Genomic DNA, 19830 nt, shown 5'->3' on the forward strand with positions numbered 1-19830 from the left:
TTGTTCGGAACGGTCCTGCAACTGGATGCTCCCCACATCCGGTTTGCAACCACGATTACCACAGCCTAGTAGTCACGTGTTGGCTGATGGCGGTTGCCATCCCACTTCAGTGAGCAGTGCGGGGCCTGGGATGAGGAGGGTGTCGGTGGTGATCGGGGATGGTGCCTGTGGTGATTGGAGAATGGTGCTGTGGTGATCGGGCGTGTCTCACGGGGCCTTGCGACGCCAATGTCGTTTTGCCATTGCCCATGAGAGGGCGTGTCCCATCCCGGGGCCTTGCAGCCGTAGGCCCATGGCCTGCCACAGGTCAGTTGCGTGGTGTCCTCAGTTGTGTGATGCCCTCAGCCATGTGATTCCCTGTGTCGACCCGATCACCGATTCGGTCCGTTGCCCTCGGACCGGCGCTGGTTGGTGGCTTCCCGCCCCAGCAGCTCCCGTAGTCCGGGCAACAATCCCGCGATGTTGCGTTCATTGCCGTGATCGGTGGGCTGGTAGTAGCGCACCTCGGCCAGGTCTTCGGGCAGGTACTGCTGCGGGGCCACTCCCTGGGGGAAGTTGTGGGCATATTTGTAGCCGATGCCGTGGCCCAGGTCTGCTGCCGAGGAGTAGTGGGCATCGCGCAGATGCGGTGGCACCGGTCCTCCCTTGCCAGCGCGCACGTCGGCCAGGGCGGAGTCGATCGCCGTGATGACGGCGTTGGACTTGGGTGCGGTTGCAGCAGCGATGGTGGCCTGGGCCAGGTTGAGACGAGCCTCGGGCATACCGATGAGCTGGACCGCCTGCGCCGCCGCCACACAGGTCTGCAACACGCTGGGAGCCGCCATGCCGATGTCCTCGGAGGCCAGGATGACGAGCCGCCGGGCAATGAATCGGGGGTCCTCCCCTGCCTCGATCATGCGTGCCAGGTAGTGCAGGGCAGCGTCGACGTCGGAGCCACGCACCGATTTGATGAAGGCGCTGATGACGTCGTAGTGCTGGTCGCCACCCTTGTCGTAGCGCACCGCGGCCCGGTCCACGGCGGTGGTGAGCAGCTCGGAGGTGATGGTCGTCGTGTGTGCGGAGTCGGCCCCGGCAGCGGACTCCTCCAGATAGGTGAGGACGCGGCGGGCGTCCCCACCCGAGAGCTGCAGCAGATCGGCCCGAGCATCCTCGGCCAAGGTGTAACCGCCCCCGTCGGGGGTGCGCAGGCCGCGCTCGTCATTCAGGGCTCGGTCGATGAGGCGGGAGATGTCCTCGGTGCTCAGGGGTTTCAGGGTGAGCAGCAGGGACCGGCTGAGCAACGGCGAGATGACCGAGAACGACGGGTTCTCGGTGGTGGCGGCGATGAGGGTGACGATGCGGTTCTCCACTGCTGGCAGCAGGACGTCCTGCTGGGCCTTGGAGAACCGGTGCACCTCGTCGACGAAGAGCACGGTGGGCCGCCCGTTGACGAGTTCCCGGCGCGCAACGTCCAGCTCACGGCGCACGTCCTTGACGCCAGCCGTCACCGCGGAGATCTCGACGAACCGGCGATTGGTGGAGTGCGAGACCACCGAGGCGATCGTCGTCTTGCCGACCCCGGGTGGCCCCCACAGGAAGACACTCATCGCAGCCGTTCCCTCGGCCAGACGACGCAGTGGGGAGCCGGGGGTGAGCAGGTGCTGCTGACCGACGATCTCCTCCACCGTGCGGGGACGCAACCGCACTGCCAGCGGGGCATCGGGATTGACGGCGTCCAGCGACCCTCCCGTGGTGGCGGGGGTCGGTTGGTCGCGCGGATCCGGGTTTCCGAAGAGGTCGGTGCTCACAGCTCGTGGTCCTGGGTCGTGGATTCGGCAGGGGGTTGCTGGCCGGTGGTGGGGACGCTCGCGGCGACAGGAACACGCCCACCGTCGCCCGGATGGCGAGCAGACGCACCGTCACAACTGCCCACCGTGGTGTGGGGGCTGGTGAGGGTTCGGCGCAGCTGCTCGTGATCGGCCGCGGTCCATCCGTGGGAACCCAGCAGGTCGAGAGCACCCTGCTGGCCGCCGAGCAGCTCGAGGAACCGGGCCATGACCTCTGGCGGTGTGGACTGGTCGGGGGTGTCATATGCCCCGTGGGTGGCAGTTCCTGCACTGGCAGCCTCCCCCAGTCGGGCAACGATCTGGCTCAGACGCTGCCCGCTGGCGGCGTAGTCGTCGATGATGTCCTGCTCGTCGGCACCCAGGGCGCACAGCAGCAACCCGATGATCGTCCCGGTACGATCCTTTCCGGCCGCACAGTGGACCACGGTGGCACCTGGACTGGATGCGATGACGCGCAGGTGACCGACGACGACCTCGGGGCTCCAGCGCAGGTAATTGAGATAGTGCTGGGCCAGCTCGTCGTTGCGATTGGCGGAGCCGATGGCATCCACCGAGGCCTTCCACGGCGGCACGTCACTGGTCGGATCGGTCTCGGGGTACAGCGACCCGTGATGCACTCGCACTCGTGGGTCGTCCTCCAGCGGGCTCACCCCGATGCGTTGGCATTCGTAGCTCGATCGTAGGTCGACGACGTCGACCACCCCGATCTGCTCGATGAGCACCGCGACGTCGTGGTCGGTGAGGAAGTTGAGGTTGTCGGAGCGCACCAGCCGATGCGGCGCGATCCGATCCCCACCGGCCAACCGGGTGCCCGCCAGGTCACGCATGTTGAGGACGCCGTCGAGTTCGATCCAGGAGAATGCCACGTCCCCACCCTAGCGAGGTCATGCAGTCGTGGCCCGCATCCGGTGACTCTGCTGGCAGAACACCGTGGGTGCGGGGCCGAACGGTCAGCCTCGTCGGGCCCGGCTGTCCCCATCGGGGATGACCCACCGGGTGCTGACGTGCTCAACCCACGTCTGCGATCACTTCGCGGACGCTGCGTCCTTCGCCTCGGCATCCTTCTTCTTGGCGGGTTTGGCATCCACACCGGCCTCACGACGCTGCTGCGGGGTGATGGGGGCGGGAGCCTCGGTGAGCGGGTCGAAGCCGTTGCCCGTCTTGGGGAAGGCGATGACGTCGCGGATGGAGTCGAATCCTCCCAGGAGCATGACCAGACGGTCCAGTCCGAAGGCGATGCCGCCGTGTGGCGGGGCGCCGAACTTGAAGGCGTCCAGCAGGAAGCCGAACTTCTCCTGGGCCTGCTCGGCGTTGATGCCCATGACCTTGAACACCCGTTCCTGGATGTCACGGCGGTGGATACGGATGGAGCCACCGCCGACCTCGTTGCCGTTGCAGACGAAGTCGTAGGCATAGGCCAGGGCCGATCCCGGATCGGTGTCGAAGGTGTCGATGCAGCCGGGGGTGGGGCTGGTGAAGGCGTGGTGCACCGCGGTCCACGCCCCGTCGCCGACGGCCACGTCGCCCGAGCTCTCGGCCTCCTTGGTCGACTTGAACAGTGGGGCGTCGACGACCCAGCAGAACGCCCAGTCACCCGGTTCGTAGAGGTGGCAGCGCTTGCCGATCTCCAAGCGGGCTGCGCCGAGCAGTTCCTGGGAGGCGGTACGGGCACCGGCGGCGAAGAAGATCGCGTCTCCGGGGTTGGCCCCGACCTTCCGTGCGATTCCGGCCTTCTCGGCCTCGGAGATGTTCTTGGCGACCGGGCCACCCAGTGTGCCGTCCTCGGCCACCGTGATGTAGGCAAGACCCTTGGCGCCGCGGGTACGGGCCCACTCCTGCCAGGCGTCGAACTGACGACGTGGCTGGGAGGCACCGCCCGGCATGACGACGGCACCGACGTAGGCCGCCTGGAACACCCGGAACGGGGTGTCGGCGAAGAAGTCGGTGACCTCGGTGATCTCGTTGCCGAATCGCAGGTCGGGCTTGTCGGAGCCGAAACGGTTCATGGCGTCGTGCCAGGTGATGCGCTGCAGCGGGGCCTGAATGTCCACTCCGATGAGCTTCCAGCACTCCCCCATGACCTCCTCGGCCAGGGCAATGACGTCGTCCTGGTCGACGAAACTCATCTCGACGTCGAGCTGGGTGAACTCGGGCTGGCGATCGGCACGGAAGTCCTCGTCACGGTAGCATCGCGCGATCTGGTAGTAACGCTCCATGCCGGAGACCATGAGCAGCTGCTTGAACAGCTGGGGGCTCTGTGGCAGGGCGTACCAGCTGCCCGGGGCCAGACGGGCCGGTACCAGGAAGTCACGAGCCCCCTCCGGGGTGGAGCGGGTGAGGGTCGGTGTCTCGATGTCGTAGAAGTCGTGGCGGTCCAGCACCTCGCGAATCTTGTGCGTCACCTTGGAGCGCAGCACCAGGGCCTCGTGCTGACGTGGACGACGCAGGTCGAGGTAACGATACTTGAGACGGGCGTCCTCACCGACGTTGATGTGCTCGTCGATCTGGAACGGCAGGGGTGCCGACGGGTTGAGCACCTCGAGGGTGGAGATGTTCACCTCGATCTCACCCGACGGCAGGTTCGGGTTCGCATTGCCCTCCGGACGTGCCTCGACGACGCCGGTGACGCGGATGCAGAACTCGTTGCGCAGGTCATGGGCACCTGAGGAGTCGAGGATCTCGTCGCGGATGACGACCTGGGCAAGCCCCGAGGCGTCACGCAGGTCGATGAAGGCCACGCCGCCATGGTCGCGTCGATGACCGACCCATCCGGCGAGAGTCACCTCCTCGCCGATGTCGCTGGCGCGCAGGCTTCCGGCGTCGTGGGTTCGCAGCACGGGATTCATCCTTCCATTGTGTGGTGGGCCATGCATAGACGGTGCAGACCAAGCACCACACTATCCCCCACGCCACCGCACCGCATCACGGGAGTTCACGTGGCGTGGGGAATGAGCGTCGCGTACTCTCAGTCGGCCGAGATCTCCGGGAACCAGTCGCTGATCTGGTTGGCGATGGCCTCATTGCCGCCGGAACGGCGATGGTGCCCGAGGATCCATTCGCTGATCGGTCCACCAGCCGACTCGTCGATCTTCGCCCGGGCCGCCTTGGGATCGGTGAGCACCTCCTCGAGCAGGGCGACGGCATGACGCGAGTTGTCGTAGAGATAGGGGTAGGTCTCCGGGACGATGTCGCTGCTCCACTTGGCGCGCGGCAGCACGCCGACGACGCCGGCCAGCAGTGCCTCCATGTACTCGAACCCGTATGCCTCGTCCTTCGCGGTGGCCAGGAAGGCCGTCGTACGTGCCAACGCCTCCCAGTACTCCTCGCGCTCGCCGAAGAGCGGACCGACCTGGGCCCAGGTCGGTGAGCTCATCTTCATGGCGAGGACGCTGGCCAGGTCACGCTGTCCCAGCCGGGCCTCCATCTGCAGCGGCATGTGCTCGGCGACCTCGGAGACGATGTCGAGGAAGACCTTGGGCTGCTTGTTGTCGTTGAGGTGGATCGACGGGTAAAGGACGGTCGGGACCTCCGGATCCACGTGCTCGCGCAGGAGGTCGTCACGGATACCGGGCTGCACCCAGGCGACACGGCACTGGTGGGCCAGCGGTGGGATCATCCATCGCCGTGCCAGTTCGACGACCTCACCAGCCGTGCGCTCCCCCGCGCACAGGGTGGGGAAGAGCGCGTACGACATACCCATCGCTGCGAAGTTCACCTTGTGGTGGTAGTGCGACGGCGGCAGCCACTGGAAGTTCATGATCTTGGGTTCGAGTCCCTCGCGGTGCATCACCTGGAAGGCGCCGACCGAGTCGATGACGTCGAGATTGATGAGCAGGGTCGACTTGACGTCGAGATTGTCCAGGGTACGCAGCCGGAAGTCCGGGCAGTCCTTGTTCTCGTGTCCCACGATGACGGCATGGGGGTACATCTTCATCAGTCGTTCGACGATGTTGGATCCCGAACCATGCTTGGTCAGTTGTCCGTCATCGCCGACAATCGGCGCGTCATCGAGGAAGCCGAGTTTGATGGCAATCGTCATTTGGAACTCTCCCACATGTGTCTTCAGGTGTGCAGCGGTGCGTCCTGTCGGTCTTTGGCACCCCAGCCTAGTCCGGATTCATGGGGTGCGGCCACGGGGCACGGTGTTTGCCGGGCCGGGGTTGTCCTTCCACGTCGTCGATCGGGGCCGATGAGGGGAGCGATCCGGTGAGAATCGTCTGGAGGGTTGGGGCCTCCCGGGCGATGAGTTCGTCGTCAGGCAGGTGGCGCAGGGCGTCGAGTCCCACGATGGTGCGGGTGATGAAGATTCCCAGCAGCTGGGTGACCGCCAGGGCGGCTCGCACCTCGGCCTCCTGCTCGTCGAAACGCGTACCCAGCAGATGGGCAACCGGTTCGACGATCATGTGCTGGTAGAAGTCGTGCAGATTGTGGAACGCATCGGGTTCCTGCAGCAGTGCCTGGGTCATGCCCTGCATCGAGTTTCCTGCTGTCCGGTCGTCCTGATCCGCCGTGCCCTGCCCGGGCCAAGCGGTGAGGAAGGAACGTACCAGTGTCTCCCCCAGCTCGTCGATGCTCGACGACGCACAGGCCTCGGCAATGATGCGATGCGGACCGCTGGGCAGCGAGATCGTCTGCAGGTAGAGCTCCTGCTTGGTGCCGAAGTAGTAGCCCACCAACGAGGTGTCCACCCCGGCCGTGCGGGCGATGGCTCGCATGCTCACCGACTGGTAGTCCATCTGCTGAAAGAGGCTGCGTGCCGCGGTGAGGATTGCCGAGCGTGCCGCTCCAGCATCGGTGCGGGGGCCGCGTCGTGGTCCAGCTGGCAGATGATCCGACGTGCCAGTGCTGCGAGCAGATGCCGATGACATACCCCTCAGCCTAATCTCGGATTTTTCTCGCCGGGATTCGGTGTGCGATTGTGCAGATCAATTTCCATGGTGTTGAAATGGACACATGGACGCACAGGTCATGCGGATGGGGCTCGACGTCGGTTCGACGACGATCAAGGCTGTGGTTTTCGACGGCGATCCGGGCGCGGACGCCCCGATCCTCTTCGAGGACTACCGTCGGCATCGAGCCGACATCACCGGTGCGCTTGCCAGCCTGCTCGCCGATGCCGCCGAGGCCCTGCCCGCACGCCGCGTCATCGCATCGGTGACGGGATCGGCCGGACTGGGCACTGCCGATGCCCTGGGAATCCCGTTCATCCAGGAGGTCATGGCCGAGACCGCTGCGGTGCAGCACTGGAACCCCGATGCCGACGTCCTGCTGGAGCTCGGTGGTGAGGACGCCAAGATCACCTACCTCAAACCGGTACCGGAACAGCGCATGAACGGCTCGTGCGCCGGCGGAACCGGTGCGTTCATCGACCAGATGGCCACCCTGCTGCACACCGACGCCTCGGGACTCAACGAGTTGGCAATGAACGCGTCGATGACGTACCCCATCGCCTCGCGATGTGGCGTGTTCGCCAAGTCGGACCTGCAACCGCTCATCAACGACGGTGCCCAGCACGAGGATCTTGCCGCCTCGGTCATGCAGGCGGTGGCCACCCAGTGCATCGCAGGTCTGGCCTGCGGCCGTCCGATCCGGGGACAGGTCGTCTTCCTCGGTGGCCCGCTGCACTTCATGCCGAGTCTGCGACATGCCTTCGCCACGATCCTCAACGGCAAGGTCGACGAGTTCGTCACCCCGGAGCGTGCCCAGCTCTACGTCGCCATGGGAGCGGCTCTCACCGCGCACGGCACCCCCATCGGGATAGACGAGCTGGCACGGGTTGCCCGGCACAGCCGGGCCGCCACCGGCGTCAACCAGTCCATGCCCCCGCTCTTCCACGGCGAGGAGGAGCTGGCGTCCTTCCGCACCCGACATGCTCGCGCAAAATTGCCGCGCATCCCCATCGGCCACGCCAAGGGAGAACTCTTCCTGGGAGTGGACGCCGGCTCGACGACGATCAAATCCGTCGTGCTGGACGACTCCCTCAACATCGTCGCGAGTTCCTACGCCTCCAACGAGGGCGATCCGGTCAATGCCGCGGTGCGTATCCTCGCCGACCTGTACGACGAACTGCCCACCGGGGCCGTCATCGCTCGAACCTGCACCACCGGGTACGGGGAGGGGCTCGTCAAGGCAGCCTTGGGCGCCGACGATGGTGAGGTCGAGACGATGGCCCACTACCGCGCTGCGGCCCACCTGTGCCCCGGGGTGACCTCGATCATCGACATCGGTGGTCAGGACATGAAATATCTGCGCGTCGTCGACGGGGTCATCGACTCCATCAGCGTCAACGAGGCCTGTTCATCGGGGTGTGGCTCCTTCCTGCAGACCTTTGCCGCCGGCATGGACACCGACATCCGCAGTTTCGCCGCGATGAGCTTGGACGCCGAGCACCCGGTCGATCTGGGCAGTCGCTGCACCGTGTTCATGAACTCCTCGGTCAAGCAGGCGCAGAAGGAGGGGGCCTCCCCCGCCGACATTGCCGCCGGACTGAGCTACTCCGTGGTGCGCAATGCGCTGTACAAGGTCATCAAGCTCACCGATCCTGCCCAGCTCGGCGACAAGGTCGTCGTGCAGGGGGGCACCTTCCTCAACGACGCCGTGCTGCGTGCCTTCGAACTGCTCACCGGACGGGAGGTGGTTCGTCCCTCCGAGGCCGGTCTCATGGGGGCCTACGGAGCTGCCCTCACGGCACGTGCCCGGTTCCACGCCGGGGAACCGGCCGGTGTGGGGCTGCGAGACCGTGGCGAGCTCGACGGTTTCGCCGTGGAGACCCACCGCGACGACTGCATGCTGTGCCAGAACCACTGCCAGCGCACCATCTCCACCTTCTCCGACGGTCGCGTCTTCGTGTCGGGCAACCGCTGCGAACGTGGCGCCCAGGTGGACAATCGCAAACTCAAGCGAGCCCCCAAGTCGGAGCTGCCCAACCTCTTCGAGGCCAAGTACAAGCGACTGTTCTCCTACCGTCGACTCACCGCCAAGAAGGCGTACCGTGGCGACATGGGCATCGCCCGTTCGCTCAACATGTACGAGAACTACCCGTTCTGGTTCACGGTGCTCTCCACGCTGGGCTATCGGGTGATGATCTCGGGGCGGTCCAGCCATGAGATGTTCGACAAGGGCATGGAGTCGATCGCCTCGGAGAACATCTGCTATCCCGCCAAGCTCTCCAATGGCCACATCGAGGACCTCGTGCAACGCGGCGTCAAGCGGGTCTTCGACCCATGCATCCGCTTCGAGCGGGTCTCGGTGGAGCAGGCCGATGCGCATTTCAACTGCCCGGTGGTCGCCTCCTACCCCGAGGTCATCCGGGCCAATGTCGACTCCCTGCGTGAGCAGGGTGTCGAGCTCATCTCGCCGTTCCTGTCCCTGGCCAATGAGGACAAGCTCGCCGAGCGTCTCACCGAGGTCTTCGCCTCCGACGGTGTCACCCTGGAGGAGGCCCGGCGCGCCGTTGCCGCTGGAACCGCCGAGGACGAGGCCTTCCACGCAGACATTCGACGGATGGGTGAGGAGGCGCTGGAGTACATGCGCGTCCACGACGTGCCCGGCGTCGTGCTGGCCGGACGCCCCTACCACGTCGATCCCGAGATCCATCACGGCATCCCCGAGATGGTCAACTCCTTGGGCATGGCGGTGCTCACCGAGGACTCGGTGGCCCATCTGGGAGCCGATCTGCTGGAACGTCCACTGCGGGTGCGTGACCAGTGGATGTTCCACTCCCGGCTCTACCAGGCGGCGGCATTCGTGCGCAGCCAGGGCAACCTGGAACTCGTCCAGCTCAACTCGTTCGGTTGTGGGCTGGACGCCATCACCACCGATCAGGTACGGGAGATCCTCGCTGCCCGCGACCGCATCTACACGACGTTGAAGATCGACGAGGTCTCCAACCTCGGCGCGGCACGCATCCGGGTGCGTTCCCTGCAGGCCGCTGCCAAGGAGCGGGCCAGTCAGGAGGATCGTCCGGTTGTGAACCATCAGGTGTCGGCCTCCCCGGTCCGGTTCACCAAGCAGATGCGCAAGACCCACACCATCCTCGTCCCCCAGCTGGCCACCTACCAGACGGCCATCGCCGAGGCGGCGTTGCGTTCGTGCGGCTACCGGGTCGAGGTGCTCAAGGTGGCGTCCCACGACGACATCGAACGGGGGCTGGCCGTGGTCAACAATGATGCCTGTTTCCCCGCCATCGTCGTCATCGGGCAGCTCGTCTCGGCGTTGAAGTCTGGCAGGTACGACCTGGACCACGTCTCGCTGTTCCTCACCCAGACCGGCGGCATGTGTCGGGCGACGAACTACATCGCCCTGCTGCGCAAGGCCCTCAAGGATGCCGGATTCGGGCAGATCCCCGTCATCGCGGCAAGCCTGCAGGGTCTGGAGGACAACCCCGGGTTCAAGCTCACCGGTCCGCTCGTCCATCGCATGGCCCAGGCCGTCACCCTGGGCGACCTCATCCAGCGTGTCCACCTGCGCACTCGCCCCTACGAGGCCGTGCCCGGTTCAGCCGACGAGCTCATGCAACGGTGGCAGACGATCTGTCGGGAGCACTTCGAGGACGGCGGCACCTCCCCCACCTGGGGACGACGTACCAGCTACTCCGCACTGGTGCGCGGCATCGTCGACGCCTTCGAGGCCCTGCCGCTGCGTGACGAGCCACGCAAACCGCGAGTGGGGGTGTTGGGTGAGATCCTCGTGCAGTTCCATCCCGATGCCAACAATCACATCGTCGAGGTCATCGAGTCCGAGGGGTGCGAGGCCGTTCTGCCCGGGCTCATGTGGTTCGTGCACAACGCCCTCACCAGTGGCGACTACAACTGGAAGACGTTTGGCACCGAGAAGTGGAAGCGCTTCCTCAAGAAGGGGTTCCTGGCCGTGCTCCAGCAGTACCAGAAGCCGGTGGACGCCGCCCTGGGCACCTCCCAACGTTTCGAGGTGCCCACCCACATCTCGCGAATCGTCGAGGAGGCACAGCAGATCGTCCAGTTGGGCAACCAGTCCGGAGAGGGCTGGTACCTCGTGGGCGAGATGATCGACATGATCGAGGAGGGGGTGCCCAACATCTGCGTGGTGCAGCCATTTGCCTGCCTGCCCAACCACGTCACGGGGCGCGGCATCTTCCGTGAGATCCGTCGGCAGTACCCACACGCCAACGTCGCCTCCATCGACTACGATCCCGGTGCCTCACAGGTGAACCAGCTCAACCGCATCAAGCTCATGGCTGCCACGGCACGGGACCGGCATGAGGAGCTCACGAACGTCGAGCAGGGTGCGCCGATCCGTGGGGAGCACGTCGCTGGTGGCGGCTCGGCCACGAATGGTCCAGGCGCAGCCTCAGGTATGCAAGGTGGGGATCAGGATGGTTCCGAGCATGCCGGTATGGCGGGGGCCGTTGATCTCAAGGACGCCCGTGGTGCCGTCTCACTCGGTGTCATGTGAGGTGACGGTGGCCCACGTCTTCCACGTCTTGCCGTACATCCACCGGTGCAACTTCCGCGCCCATCGGGGGACAGCGTACGGCGTCCCGGTCGGCGCAGGTGCCTCTTAGACATCCCCCGCGCCCAGTGGGGACAGTGCCATCCCCACTGGGCGCGGCTCGACACCCACCGATGACCGAGGCCGAGACCCGCTGGGCCCCGGCCATCACGTGACGACTCTGTTTGGGATCGCGTCGTCACCAGGTGCGACGTCGTCTTGGATTCGTCGTCACCAAGTGCGACATCGTCCTGGATTGCGTCGTCACCAGGTGCCGACGACGGTGGGCCACAGGTCAGCGGCCGGAGGATTCCACGAATCGGCCCGGGCCACCACCTGCTCACCGGAGCGGATGTCCTTCACCTCGTCATCCCCACGGACCCCGTCGTGCACCGATCCGGGGAACCACACGAACGGGATCGAGCGACGGTCGGCATAGCGAATCTGCTTGCCGAACTTGTCCGCCTTGGGGGCCACCTCGCACGGAACACCACGGGAGCGCAGCTGGCGGGCGATGTGCTGGGAGATCTCTCGATCATCCTCGGTGTTGACGGCCACGAGTACGGCGCTGGGCACGCTGCGGCTCGCGGCGATGCTGCCCTTGCCGATCATCGGGGCGAGCAGCCGGGTGAGTCCCAGTGAGATCCCCACCCCGGGGTAGGTGTGCTTGCCGTCGGAGGCCAACGAGTCGTAGCGTCCACCAGACGACACCGACCCCATCGACTCGTGCCCCGAGAGCATCGTCTCGTAGACCGTGCCGGTGTAGTAGTCCAGGCCGCGGGCGATCTTGAGGTCGGCCACCATGCGGCCGGGCACCTCGCGGTTCACCGCACCGACCACCCGGTTCAGGGAGTCCAACCCCTCCTCCAACATGTCGTTGTGCACGCCGAAGTCACGCACCTGCTTGATGAACGACGAGTCGGAGGTGCAGATCCCGGCCAGGGCGACGCACTTGTCGGCCACCTCGTCGGACAGGCCGAGTTCACCCGTGAGCAGCTCCTTGACGGCTGCCGGACCGATCTTGTCGTACTTGTCGACGCGCTGCAGCACGGCTGCCGGTTCCTCGATGCCCAGGCCGCGGTAGAACCCCTCGGAGAGCTTGCGGTTGTTGACGTGCATCGTCACGGTCGGGAACCCCAACTCGGTGTGCAACCGCTCCAAGGCCTCGAGCATCACCAGCGGGGCCTCGATGTCGTGGTGCTCGGCCAGGGTCTCGGAGCCGACGATGTCGATGTCGGCCTGGGTGAACTCGCGGTACCGACCCTCCTGGGGGCGTTCGCCACGCCACACCTTCTGGATTTGGTAGCGGCGAAATGGGAACGAGAGGTGGCCGGAGTTCTCCAGAACGTAGCGTGCGAATGGCACGGTGAGGTCGAAGTGCAGCCCGAGGTGGTCGTTGGGGTTGGGCTTCTCGCCGGGTTCGGCGTGCAGCCGGTTGACGACGTACACCTCCTTGTCGATCTCCCCCTTGCGGGTGAGCGATTCCATCGTCTCCACGGCGCGGGTGTGGATCGGTGCGAACCCATGCAGTTCGAAGGTCTGCTCCAGGATGTGCGTCACATGGTTCTCCACCATCTGGCCCTGGGGCAGGAATTCGGGAAAACCGGACAGAGGCTTGAGACGAGCCATGGAACGTTCCTTCGAGACAAATCGTTGAGTGGATGGGTCGGATGTCGACCGGTTCGCCGGGCCGGGAATGCCAGACCAGCAGATCGAGTGACGATCACGCGGTCGCGTGGGCCAAGTCTATCCGCATCACGAGTGCAGGCCGCATCACAGTTGCAGGTATGGGTTGACCTTCTTCTCATATCCCATCTGGGTGCTGCCACCATGGCCGGGTAGGACGTGTGTGGCATCGGGAAGGGGGCACACGACATCTCGCAGACTGCTTGTCATGGCGTTCGGGTCTCCCCCGGGCAGGTCGGTACGGCCGATGGCTCCGGCGAAGAGCACGTCACCGGAGAAGATGATCGGGCCGTGCTCCTCGTCCACGAAGCGGATCATGGAACAACCGGGGGTGTGGCCCGGGGCATGGATGAACTCGAGGTCGAACCCGGCGACCTCGTGGTGGGTGTCGGGCATCACGTCCACAACCGTCTCGGGTTCGGTGAGGTGGGTGGTGCCGTAATGGTTCATGACCAGGGGCAGGGCGAAATCCGCCAGTCCCTCCATCGGTTCGCTGAGCAGATGACGGTCGTCGACCGGGCAGTAGGACGGGATCTCGTGGAGTTCACTCACCTCACGTGCTCCCCCGACATGGTCGATGTGACCGTGGGTGAACACCATCCCAGCTGGGCGCAGGTGGTGAGCGGTGAGGGCCTGCTGGAGCGGCTCGACACATCCCATTCCGGGATCGACGATGACGGCGTCACCGCCCTCCTCGTGGGCCAGGACGTAACAATTTTCCGAAAATGGTCCGATGACGAATGACACGATGAGCACAAACCGATTTTATCGGGCAAAATTGGCTCCATGAGTCAAGATACAGGTCCGCAGTCCTTCGGCCGAGTCGACGATGACGGGACCGTCTACGTCCGCACATCCTCTGGTGAGCGGTCCGTCGGACAGGTGCCGGATGCCAGCCCCTCCGAGGCGATGGAGTTCTTCGTCCGTCGGTTCACGTCGTTGCAGACGGAGGTCGAGCTGCTCGAGTCGCGAGTGTCCTCGGGTTCCGTGGCACCAGCCGAGGCGCAGCGCACGGCAGCACGGCTGTCGACGTCGATCGAACAGGCCAATGCCGTCGGCGATCTGGAAGGTCTCAAGGCCAGGGTCGACGCTCTGGCTCCCACGATCGAGGCCAAGGCGGAGGTTCGCCGCGAGGAGCGCGCTGCCGCCCATGCCGAGACGAAGGCTGCCAAGGAGCGCATGGTTGCCCAGGCCGAGGAGATCCTTCACTCCAACGACTGGCGAGGCGGAGTGGGGCGGTTCCGCAAACTGCTCGAGGAGTGGAAGCAACTTCCGCGCATCGACCGCAAGACCGACGACGAGCTGTGGCACCGATTCTCCACGGCGCGTACCCAGTTCACCCGGCACCGCAAGGCGCACTTCGCCGAGCAGAACGCTGTGCGGGAACAGGCCCGCAGGATCAAGGAAGAGATCATTGAGCGGTCTCGCCCGCTCGCCGACTCCACCGACTGGGGCACCACGTCTCGGGCCTTCCGTGACCTCATGAATGAGTGGAAGGCCGCTGGCCCGGCTCCGCGCGACGTCGACGAGAAGTTGTGGAAGGAGTTCCGCGGCATCCAGGACGTCTTCTTCGACGCGCGTGCCAAGGCCCAGTCCATCCAGGACGAGGAGTACCGCGGCAACCAGGAGGCCAAGGAGAAGTTGCTCGACGAGGCGGAGCAGAAGATCCTGCCGGTCAAGGACGTCGAGGCTGCCAAGGAGGCGCTGCGCGACTTCCTCACCACGTTCAACGAGATCGGCCGGGTGCCTCGCGACGCCATGCGCAGCATCGACGCTCGGGTCAAGGATCTGGAGGGCAAGGTCCACTCCGCCGAGCAGGCTGAGTGGAAACGCACCGATCCCCAGGCCAGGGAGCGTGCCCAGGCCACCGTCGACATGCTCACTGCCCAGATCGACAAGCTCAAGACCGAAGCTGCCAAGGCAGAGGCGGATGCCAGGACGGCTGCTGCCGCCAAGGCTCGCGAGTCCATCGCCACCTACGAGTCCTGGCTCGACCAGGCTCGCAAGGCCCTCAAGGACTTCACCTCCTGAGGTGCTGGCCCGGGGTGATGTCGTGACCGGGAGTCAACGTGGGGCTGGGAGGATCTCCCGGCCCCACGTGTTGTGTCGTGCCCGTCACGGTACGTGGTCGGCCCTGCCCGTGTTCCCTCGGGCCATGCTGCCGATGCCTGGATTCCCGGCGCACGGCTGCCCATCCGGTGCACCAGGTTCCGTTGGCGCCTCCCAGGTTCTGCTGCCCCGGCAGACTCCGTTCAATCCCCGCAGATCCCGTGAATTCGGCACCGCCACGGGCAACAGCTGACGGGGTGCTCAGGCCTTGACGCGATACACCTCGTAGACCCCGGAGATCCGTTTGATGGACTCGATGAGGTGGTGCAGATGAGTGGTGTCGGGTGAGACGAAGGTGAGACGCAGCTGGGCGATGTGATTCTTCGCGGCACTCATCTCCGCGGAGACCAGCGAGACGCCCTGCTCGGCGATGACCCTGCCGGTGTCACGCAGCAGCCCGGAACGATCCAGCCCCTCCACCTGGACGGTGACGAGGTATCCGTCGGCCTTGGCACCGGTCCACGACACCGGGATGATTCGCTCGGGGAACTTCAACAGGTGCTGGGCGTTGGAGCAGTCACGTCGATGGACCGACACCCCCTCGGAGCGTGTGACGAATCCCATGATCTCGTCACCGGGCATGGGGGTGCAGCACTTGGCCAGTTTGACGAGCATGTCGGGGTCGCCGTCGACGACGATGTCGCCGTTGCGCTGCCTGCTGGGCTTGGCGTCGGTGACAGGCAGATCCTCTCCGGCATCGGCGACCGTCTCCTCGGCCCCGCCCCCCAGGTCGATGAGTCGATCGACAACCGTCTGGGCACTGATGTTGTGCTCCCCCACGGCTGCGTAGAGGGCGTTGACGTCGCTCACGCGCAGTTCGTCGGCAACGGCGGTGAGGTATTCCAGGGTGAGAACGCTCTGCAGGTAGTGGGCCTGGTGCTTGATCTGCTGGGCAATCGCATCGCGGCCTCGCTCGATGGACTCCTCCCGGCGTTCCTTGGTGAGGTACGACTTGATCTTGGACCGGGCCCGTCCAGAGGCGACGAACCCCAGCCAGTCGCGGCTCGGCCCGGCGTCCGGTGCGCTTGAGGTGAGGATCTCCAGCACGTCGCCATTGCTGAGTTCGGAGTCCAGTGGCACCAGGCGTCCGTTGACACGTGCCCCGATGCAGCGGTGGCCGATCTCGGTGTGCACCGCGTAGGCGAAGTCCACCGGTGTGGCACCCTGCGGCAGGGCCATGACGTCACCCTTGGGGGTGAAGACGTACACCTCGCGGGAGTTGATCTCGAAGCGCAGCGCGTCGAGGAACTCGTTGGGGTCATCCTCCTCGTGGGACCACTGATTGAGGTTGTGGACCCACGAGAGGTCCGAGCCGTCGGCCTGCACCTTCTTGCCGACCGCGTTGGGGTCCTCCTTGTACTTCCAGTGGGCGGCGACACCGTACTCGGCGCGACGGTGCATCTCGTGCGTGCGGATCTGGAACTCGACGGGGTGGGCGCCCGGTCCCAGCACGGTCGTGTGCAAGGACTGGTACATGTTGTACTTCGGCATGGCGATGTAGTCCTTGAACCGGCCGGGAAGCGGGTTCCATCGCACGTGCATGACGCCCAGGGCGGCATAGCAGTCCCTGGGGGTGTCGACGAGGATACGTAGACCGACGAGGTCGTAGATGTCGGAGAAGTCCCGGCCACGCACCACCATCTTCTGGTAGATCGAGTAGTAGTGCTTCGGACGTCCGTAGACCGTGGCCGTGATGCCTGCCTCGGTGAGGTCGGCACGGACGATCTCGATGACCTCCTTGAGCTGCTTCTCACGCCCCGGCGCCCGTTCGGCGACGAGATGGACGATCTCGTCGTAGACCTTGGGCTGCATCGTGGCGAAGGCGAGGTCCTCCAGCTCCCACTTGATGGCATTCATACCAAGGCGATGGGCCAGCGGGGCGAAGATCTCCAAGGTCTCCTTGGCGATGCGATTCTGCTTGTCCGGACGCAGGTAACCCAGGGTCCGCATGTTGTGCAGCCGATCGGCAAGTTTGATGACGAGCACCCGGATGTCTCGGCTCATGGCGATGACCATCTTGCGGATCGTCTCGGCCTTGGCCGAGTCGCCGTACTGCACCTTGTCGAGCTTGGTGACGCCGTCGACCAGTTGGGCGATCTCCTCGCCGAAATCCGCGGTCAGCTGTTCCTTGGTGTAGGAGGTGTCCTCGACGGTGTCGTGCAACAGCCCGGCACACAGGGTCTGGTCGTCCATGCCGAGTTCGGCCAGGATCATGGTGACGGCCAGTGGATGTGTGATGTACGGGTCGCCGGAGATGCGTTTCTGGCCGCGATGGTAGTGATCGGCGGTGTCGAAGGCGCGCTGCAGCAGGGCGACGTCGGCCTTGGGATGCTGACTGAGCACGACGGCCAGCAGCGGGTCGAGCACGCCCTGGCTCTGAGGTTTCGGGCTGCTCCACCGGATGAGACGCTCCCGCATCCCCATGCGGGGCTGTGGCGGCTTGTCCGGGGCCTTGCCGGGCACACCCAGGGCGGACTTGCTGCCGTGGTACGGGCCATAGACGCTCTCGTCGGCCATGGCGGCGACCTCCTTCACATCCATGGTTTCGGCCAGTTTAGTGCCCTGGTGTCTGGTACGTGGGCAGATGCCCCCCAGCGAACTGGAAACCGGAGTGTGCCGTGACGCGTTCAATGCCCGCGACGTGCCCCAGGACGATCGTCTGCTTTCAAGGGTGCGCACGCCCGGGCAACGGTGCGCCTCGGCCCTGGGCGTCCAGGGCGCTCACGCAGGGTGCGTCGATGCGAGTGCCACGCTCTCGGTACCACGTGGGAGGGCCACCGGGGTGTTGCCGACGTGTCGGATAGCCCTGTGTTGAATCATCCTAGGCCGAATCCCTCTGTCTGTGCTGAATCGTCTGGGTCGAACCGCTCGGTGTCGAGTCGTTCCGTACCGAATTGTCCTGGGGTCCGGGGCCCAGGGATCCCGTGTCTCGGGGACGGTCGTGGCAGGGCTCAGACCGTGAGCACCGAGCTGAAGGAGTCGATGCCGGAGTCGGTGAGGGCATCGCGGCCGTGCAGGAAGCTGAGCTCCATGAGCACCGAGACGTGGACGAGCTCCACGCCCAGTTGCTTGAGCAGGTTCGCCGTGGCGACGGCCGTGCCGCCGGTGGCCATGACGTCGTCGACGATCATGACGCGTGCCCCGGGCTTGATGGCGTCCTGATGGACGGTGAGGGTCTCCTCCCCGTACTCCAGGGCAAAGGTCTCGGAATACACCTGGCCGGGGAGCTTCCCCGGCTTGCGCACCGGCACGAATCCAGCTCCGATGGCCAGGGCCACCGGAGCGGCGAAGAGGAAGCCGCGAGCCTCCATGCCGACGACCACGTCGATGTCGCGTGGGGAACGCAGCACCAGTTCCTCAATCGCTGCGGAGAAACCGTTGGGGTTGGCCAGCAGCGGGGTGATGTCCTTGAAGACGACTCCGGGCTTCGGGAAGTCCGGAACGTCGCGGATGAGGCTTTCGATGAGCTCACTCTTGGATTCCATCATTTCTTCCTCTGGGAACGAGTCATTCGACGGGGCTGGGGACGTGCGGAGCTGGCGGACGAGGTGGATGACTCGGCAGCCTCTCGTGCGACCGACGAGTTGGACGGTTCCTCCGCTTCATCGGCAGCATCATCGGCAGAGCTGCCACCCACTTCAGCATTAGACTCTTGGGACCTGCGGGTACGATCTGCGGCCCTCTCCTCCTTGGTACGGCGACGCAGCACCTTCGCGTCGTGGTCCTTGACGACGCGCTCGTTCCTGCGGAACTCGGTGAGCAGCGGGGTGGCGACGAAGATCGAGGAGTAACCACCGGCGAGCATACCGACGAACAGCGCCATGCCGAGGTCCTGCAGCGGGCCGGAACCCAGGACGAACACGCCGGTGAACAGCAGGGCTGCCACCGGGAGCACACCGATGATCGTCGTGTTGACCGAGCGGACGAACACCTGGTTGAGGGCCCGGTTGACCGCCTCGTCATAGGTGTACGGGGATCGATCGAGGTCACGGGTGAGTTCGCGAACCTTGTCGAACACCACGACGGTGTCGTAGAGCGAGTAACCCAGGATCGTCAACATACCGATGAGGGTTGCCGGGGTGAACGCGAATCCGACCAAGGCGTACACACCGAGGGTGACGATGAGGTTGTTGAGCAGGCCGAGCATGGCCGTCACCGACATCTTCCATTCCCGGAAATACGCCCAGATGAGCAGCATGACGAGCACGAGGAAGACCACCAGGGCCTGGACGGCCTTCTTGGTGATCTGGCTGCCCCACTGACTGCCCACCTTGGAGTAGGTGACCGAGGACTCACTGGACCCGGATGCCTTGGCAATGCCCTTCTTGAGGGTGGTGACCTCCGAGGAGTCGAGGGCTCGGGTCTGGATCTGCACCTGGTCGGATCCGAGCTCGACGACCTGGGTGCCGTCCAGCTCGGGCAGCCCGGTGTCGAGGACGGCACGGCGAATGTCGTCGGCGCTCGCGCTGGTGGCCGAGACGTTGGCCCGGAACTCCACGCCGCCCCGGAAGTCGATGCCCAGGTTGAGTCCGCGGAAGATGAGTCCGCCCAGGGCCACCAGGATGATGACCGCCGTGACGACGTACCAGCGCTTGCGGTGCGGGATGAACTGGTAGGTGAGCTGGCCGGTGTAGAGCTTGTGGGCGAATCCGGTTTTCTGACCGGTTGCCGCCCCCCGTTCGTCGGTCGTGGTCACCTGGGTGTCCTGGTTCTCCACGTCGGCAATCGTCGAATTGGGCAT

At 65.3% G+C, this 19830-nt stretch carries 12 protein-coding genes; 2 read left to right on the forward strand and 10 right to left on the reverse strand.

All coding sequences use genetic code 11. From position 1 onward, the window contains the following. Nucleotides 1–371: 371 nt before the first annotated feature. The 5 genes from ACP8JZ_RS04420 to ACP8JZ_RS04440 form a co-directional block, all read right to left on the reverse strand. Nucleotides 372–1787: a replication-associated recombination protein A gene (locus tag ACP8JZ_RS04420; protein WP_323456827.1), complete on the reverse strand. Its 1416-nt coding sequence runs from the start codon at nucleotides 1785–1787 to the stop codon at nucleotides 372–374. Beyond that, entirely contained in the window at nucleotides 1784–2692 is a 909-nt protein-coding gene (locus tag ACP8JZ_RS04425) for a tyrosine-protein phosphatase (protein ID WP_323459578.1), read from the reverse strand. Before ACP8JZ_RS04425 ends, ACP8JZ_RS04420 begins: the two co-directional genes overlap by 4 nt. Before the next feature lie 159 nt (nucleotides 2693–2851). After that, on the reverse strand, nucleotides 2852–4663 hold the full coding sequence (gene aspS, locus ACP8JZ_RS04430; protein ID WP_323459595.1) for an aspartate--tRNA ligase: 1812 nt from the start codon (nucleotides 4661–4663) through the stop codon (nucleotides 2852–2854). Nucleotides 4664–4791: 128 nt separating this feature from the next. Continuing rightward, complete coding sequence (locus ACP8JZ_RS04435; protein ID WP_023035333.1) at nucleotides 4792–5865, reverse strand: hypothetical protein; 1074 nt, start codon at nucleotides 5863–5865, stop codon at nucleotides 4792–4794. Nucleotides 5866–5932: 67 nt separating this feature from the next. Continuing rightward, nucleotides 5933–6694, reverse strand: a complete 762-nt coding sequence (locus ACP8JZ_RS04440; RefSeq protein WP_306517035.1) for a TetR/AcrR family transcriptional regulator — start codon at nucleotides 6692–6694, stop codon at nucleotides 5933–5935. Between the two features lie 85 nt (nucleotides 6695–6779). Between ACP8JZ_RS04440 and ACP8JZ_RS04445 the strand changes: the two genes are divergently transcribed. Further along, nucleotides 6780–11258, forward strand: coding sequence for an acyl-CoA dehydratase activase-related protein (locus ACP8JZ_RS04445; RefSeq protein ID WP_484482755.1), 4479 nt, complete (start codon nucleotides 6780–6782; stop codon nucleotides 11256–11258). Between the two features lie 300 nt (nucleotides 11259–11558). Here the strand turns inward: ACP8JZ_RS04445 and hisS are convergent, their stop codons facing one another. Then, nucleotides 11559–12923, reverse strand: coding sequence for a histidine--tRNA ligase (gene hisS / locus ACP8JZ_RS04450; protein ID WP_484482756.1), 1365 nt, complete (start codon nucleotides 12921–12923; stop codon nucleotides 11559–11561). 144 nt (nucleotides 12924–13067) lie between these two features. Then, nucleotides 13068–13736, reverse strand: coding sequence for an MBL fold metallo-hydrolase (locus ACP8JZ_RS04455; RefSeq protein ID WP_484482757.1), 669 nt, complete (start codon nucleotides 13734–13736; stop codon nucleotides 13068–13070). Nucleotides 13737–13766: 30 nt separating this feature from the next. Between ACP8JZ_RS04455 and ACP8JZ_RS04460 the strand changes: the two genes are divergently transcribed. Next, a complete protein-coding gene (locus ACP8JZ_RS04460; protein ID WP_484482758.1) occupies nucleotides 13767–15011 on the forward strand; it encodes a DUF349 domain-containing protein in 1245 nt (414 codons plus the stop codon). A 279-nt stretch (nucleotides 15012–15290) separates the two neighbouring features. On the opposite strand, the gene ACP8JZ_RS04465 is transcribed toward ACP8JZ_RS04460, so the two are convergent. The 3 genes from ACP8JZ_RS04465 to secF form a co-directional block, all read right to left on the reverse strand. Beyond that, entirely contained in the window at nucleotides 15291–17606 is a 2316-nt protein-coding gene (locus tag ACP8JZ_RS04465; protein WP_021105856.1) for a RelA/SpoT family protein, read from the reverse strand. 434 nt (nucleotides 17607–18040) lie between these two features. Beyond that, nucleotides 18041–18574, reverse strand: coding sequence for an adenine phosphoribosyltransferase (locus ACP8JZ_RS04470; RefSeq protein ID WP_036903996.1), 534 nt, complete (start codon nucleotides 18572–18574; stop codon nucleotides 18041–18043). Next, nucleotides 18574–19830, reverse strand: a complete 1257-nt coding sequence (secF, locus tag ACP8JZ_RS04475; RefSeq protein ID WP_323458740.1) for a protein translocase subunit SecF — start codon at nucleotides 19828–19830, stop codon at nucleotides 18574–18576. Before secF ends, ACP8JZ_RS04470 begins: the two co-directional genes overlap by 1 nt.

This window comes from Cutibacterium sp. LaCa_286 (assembly GCF_057198075.1).

Coding starts and splice junctions, on each gene's coding strand:
- ACP8JZ_RS04470 (WP_036903996.1), bottom strand. CDS start 18,574: ATGGAATCCAAGAGTGAGCTCATCGAAAGCCTCATCCGCGACGTTCCG.
- ACP8JZ_RS04465 (WP_021105856.1), bottom strand. CDS start 17,606: ATGGCCGACGAGAGCGTCTATGGCCCGTACCACGGCAGCAAGTCCGCC.
- hisS (WP_484482756.1), bottom strand. CDS start 12,923: ATGGCTCGTCTCAAGCCTCTGTCCGGTTTTCCCGAATTCCTGCCCCAG.
- ACP8JZ_RS04445 (WP_484482755.1), top strand. CDS start 6,780: ATGGACGCACAGGTCATGCGGATGGGGCTCGACGTCGGTTCGACGACG.
- ACP8JZ_RS04460 (WP_484482758.1), top strand. CDS start 13,767: ATGAGTCAAGATACAGGTCCGCAGTCCTTCGGCCGAGTCGACGATGAC.
- secF (WP_323458740.1), bottom strand. CDS start 19,830: ATGCCCAATTCGACGATTGCCGACGTGGAGAACCAGGACACCCAGGTG.
- ACP8JZ_RS04435 (WP_023035333.1), bottom strand. CDS start 5,865: ATGACGATTGCCATCAAACTCGGCTTCCTCGATGACGCGCCGATTGTC.
- ACP8JZ_RS04440 (WP_306517035.1), bottom strand. CDS start 6,694: ATGTCATCGGCATCTGCTCGCAGCACTGGCACGTCGGATCATCTGCCA.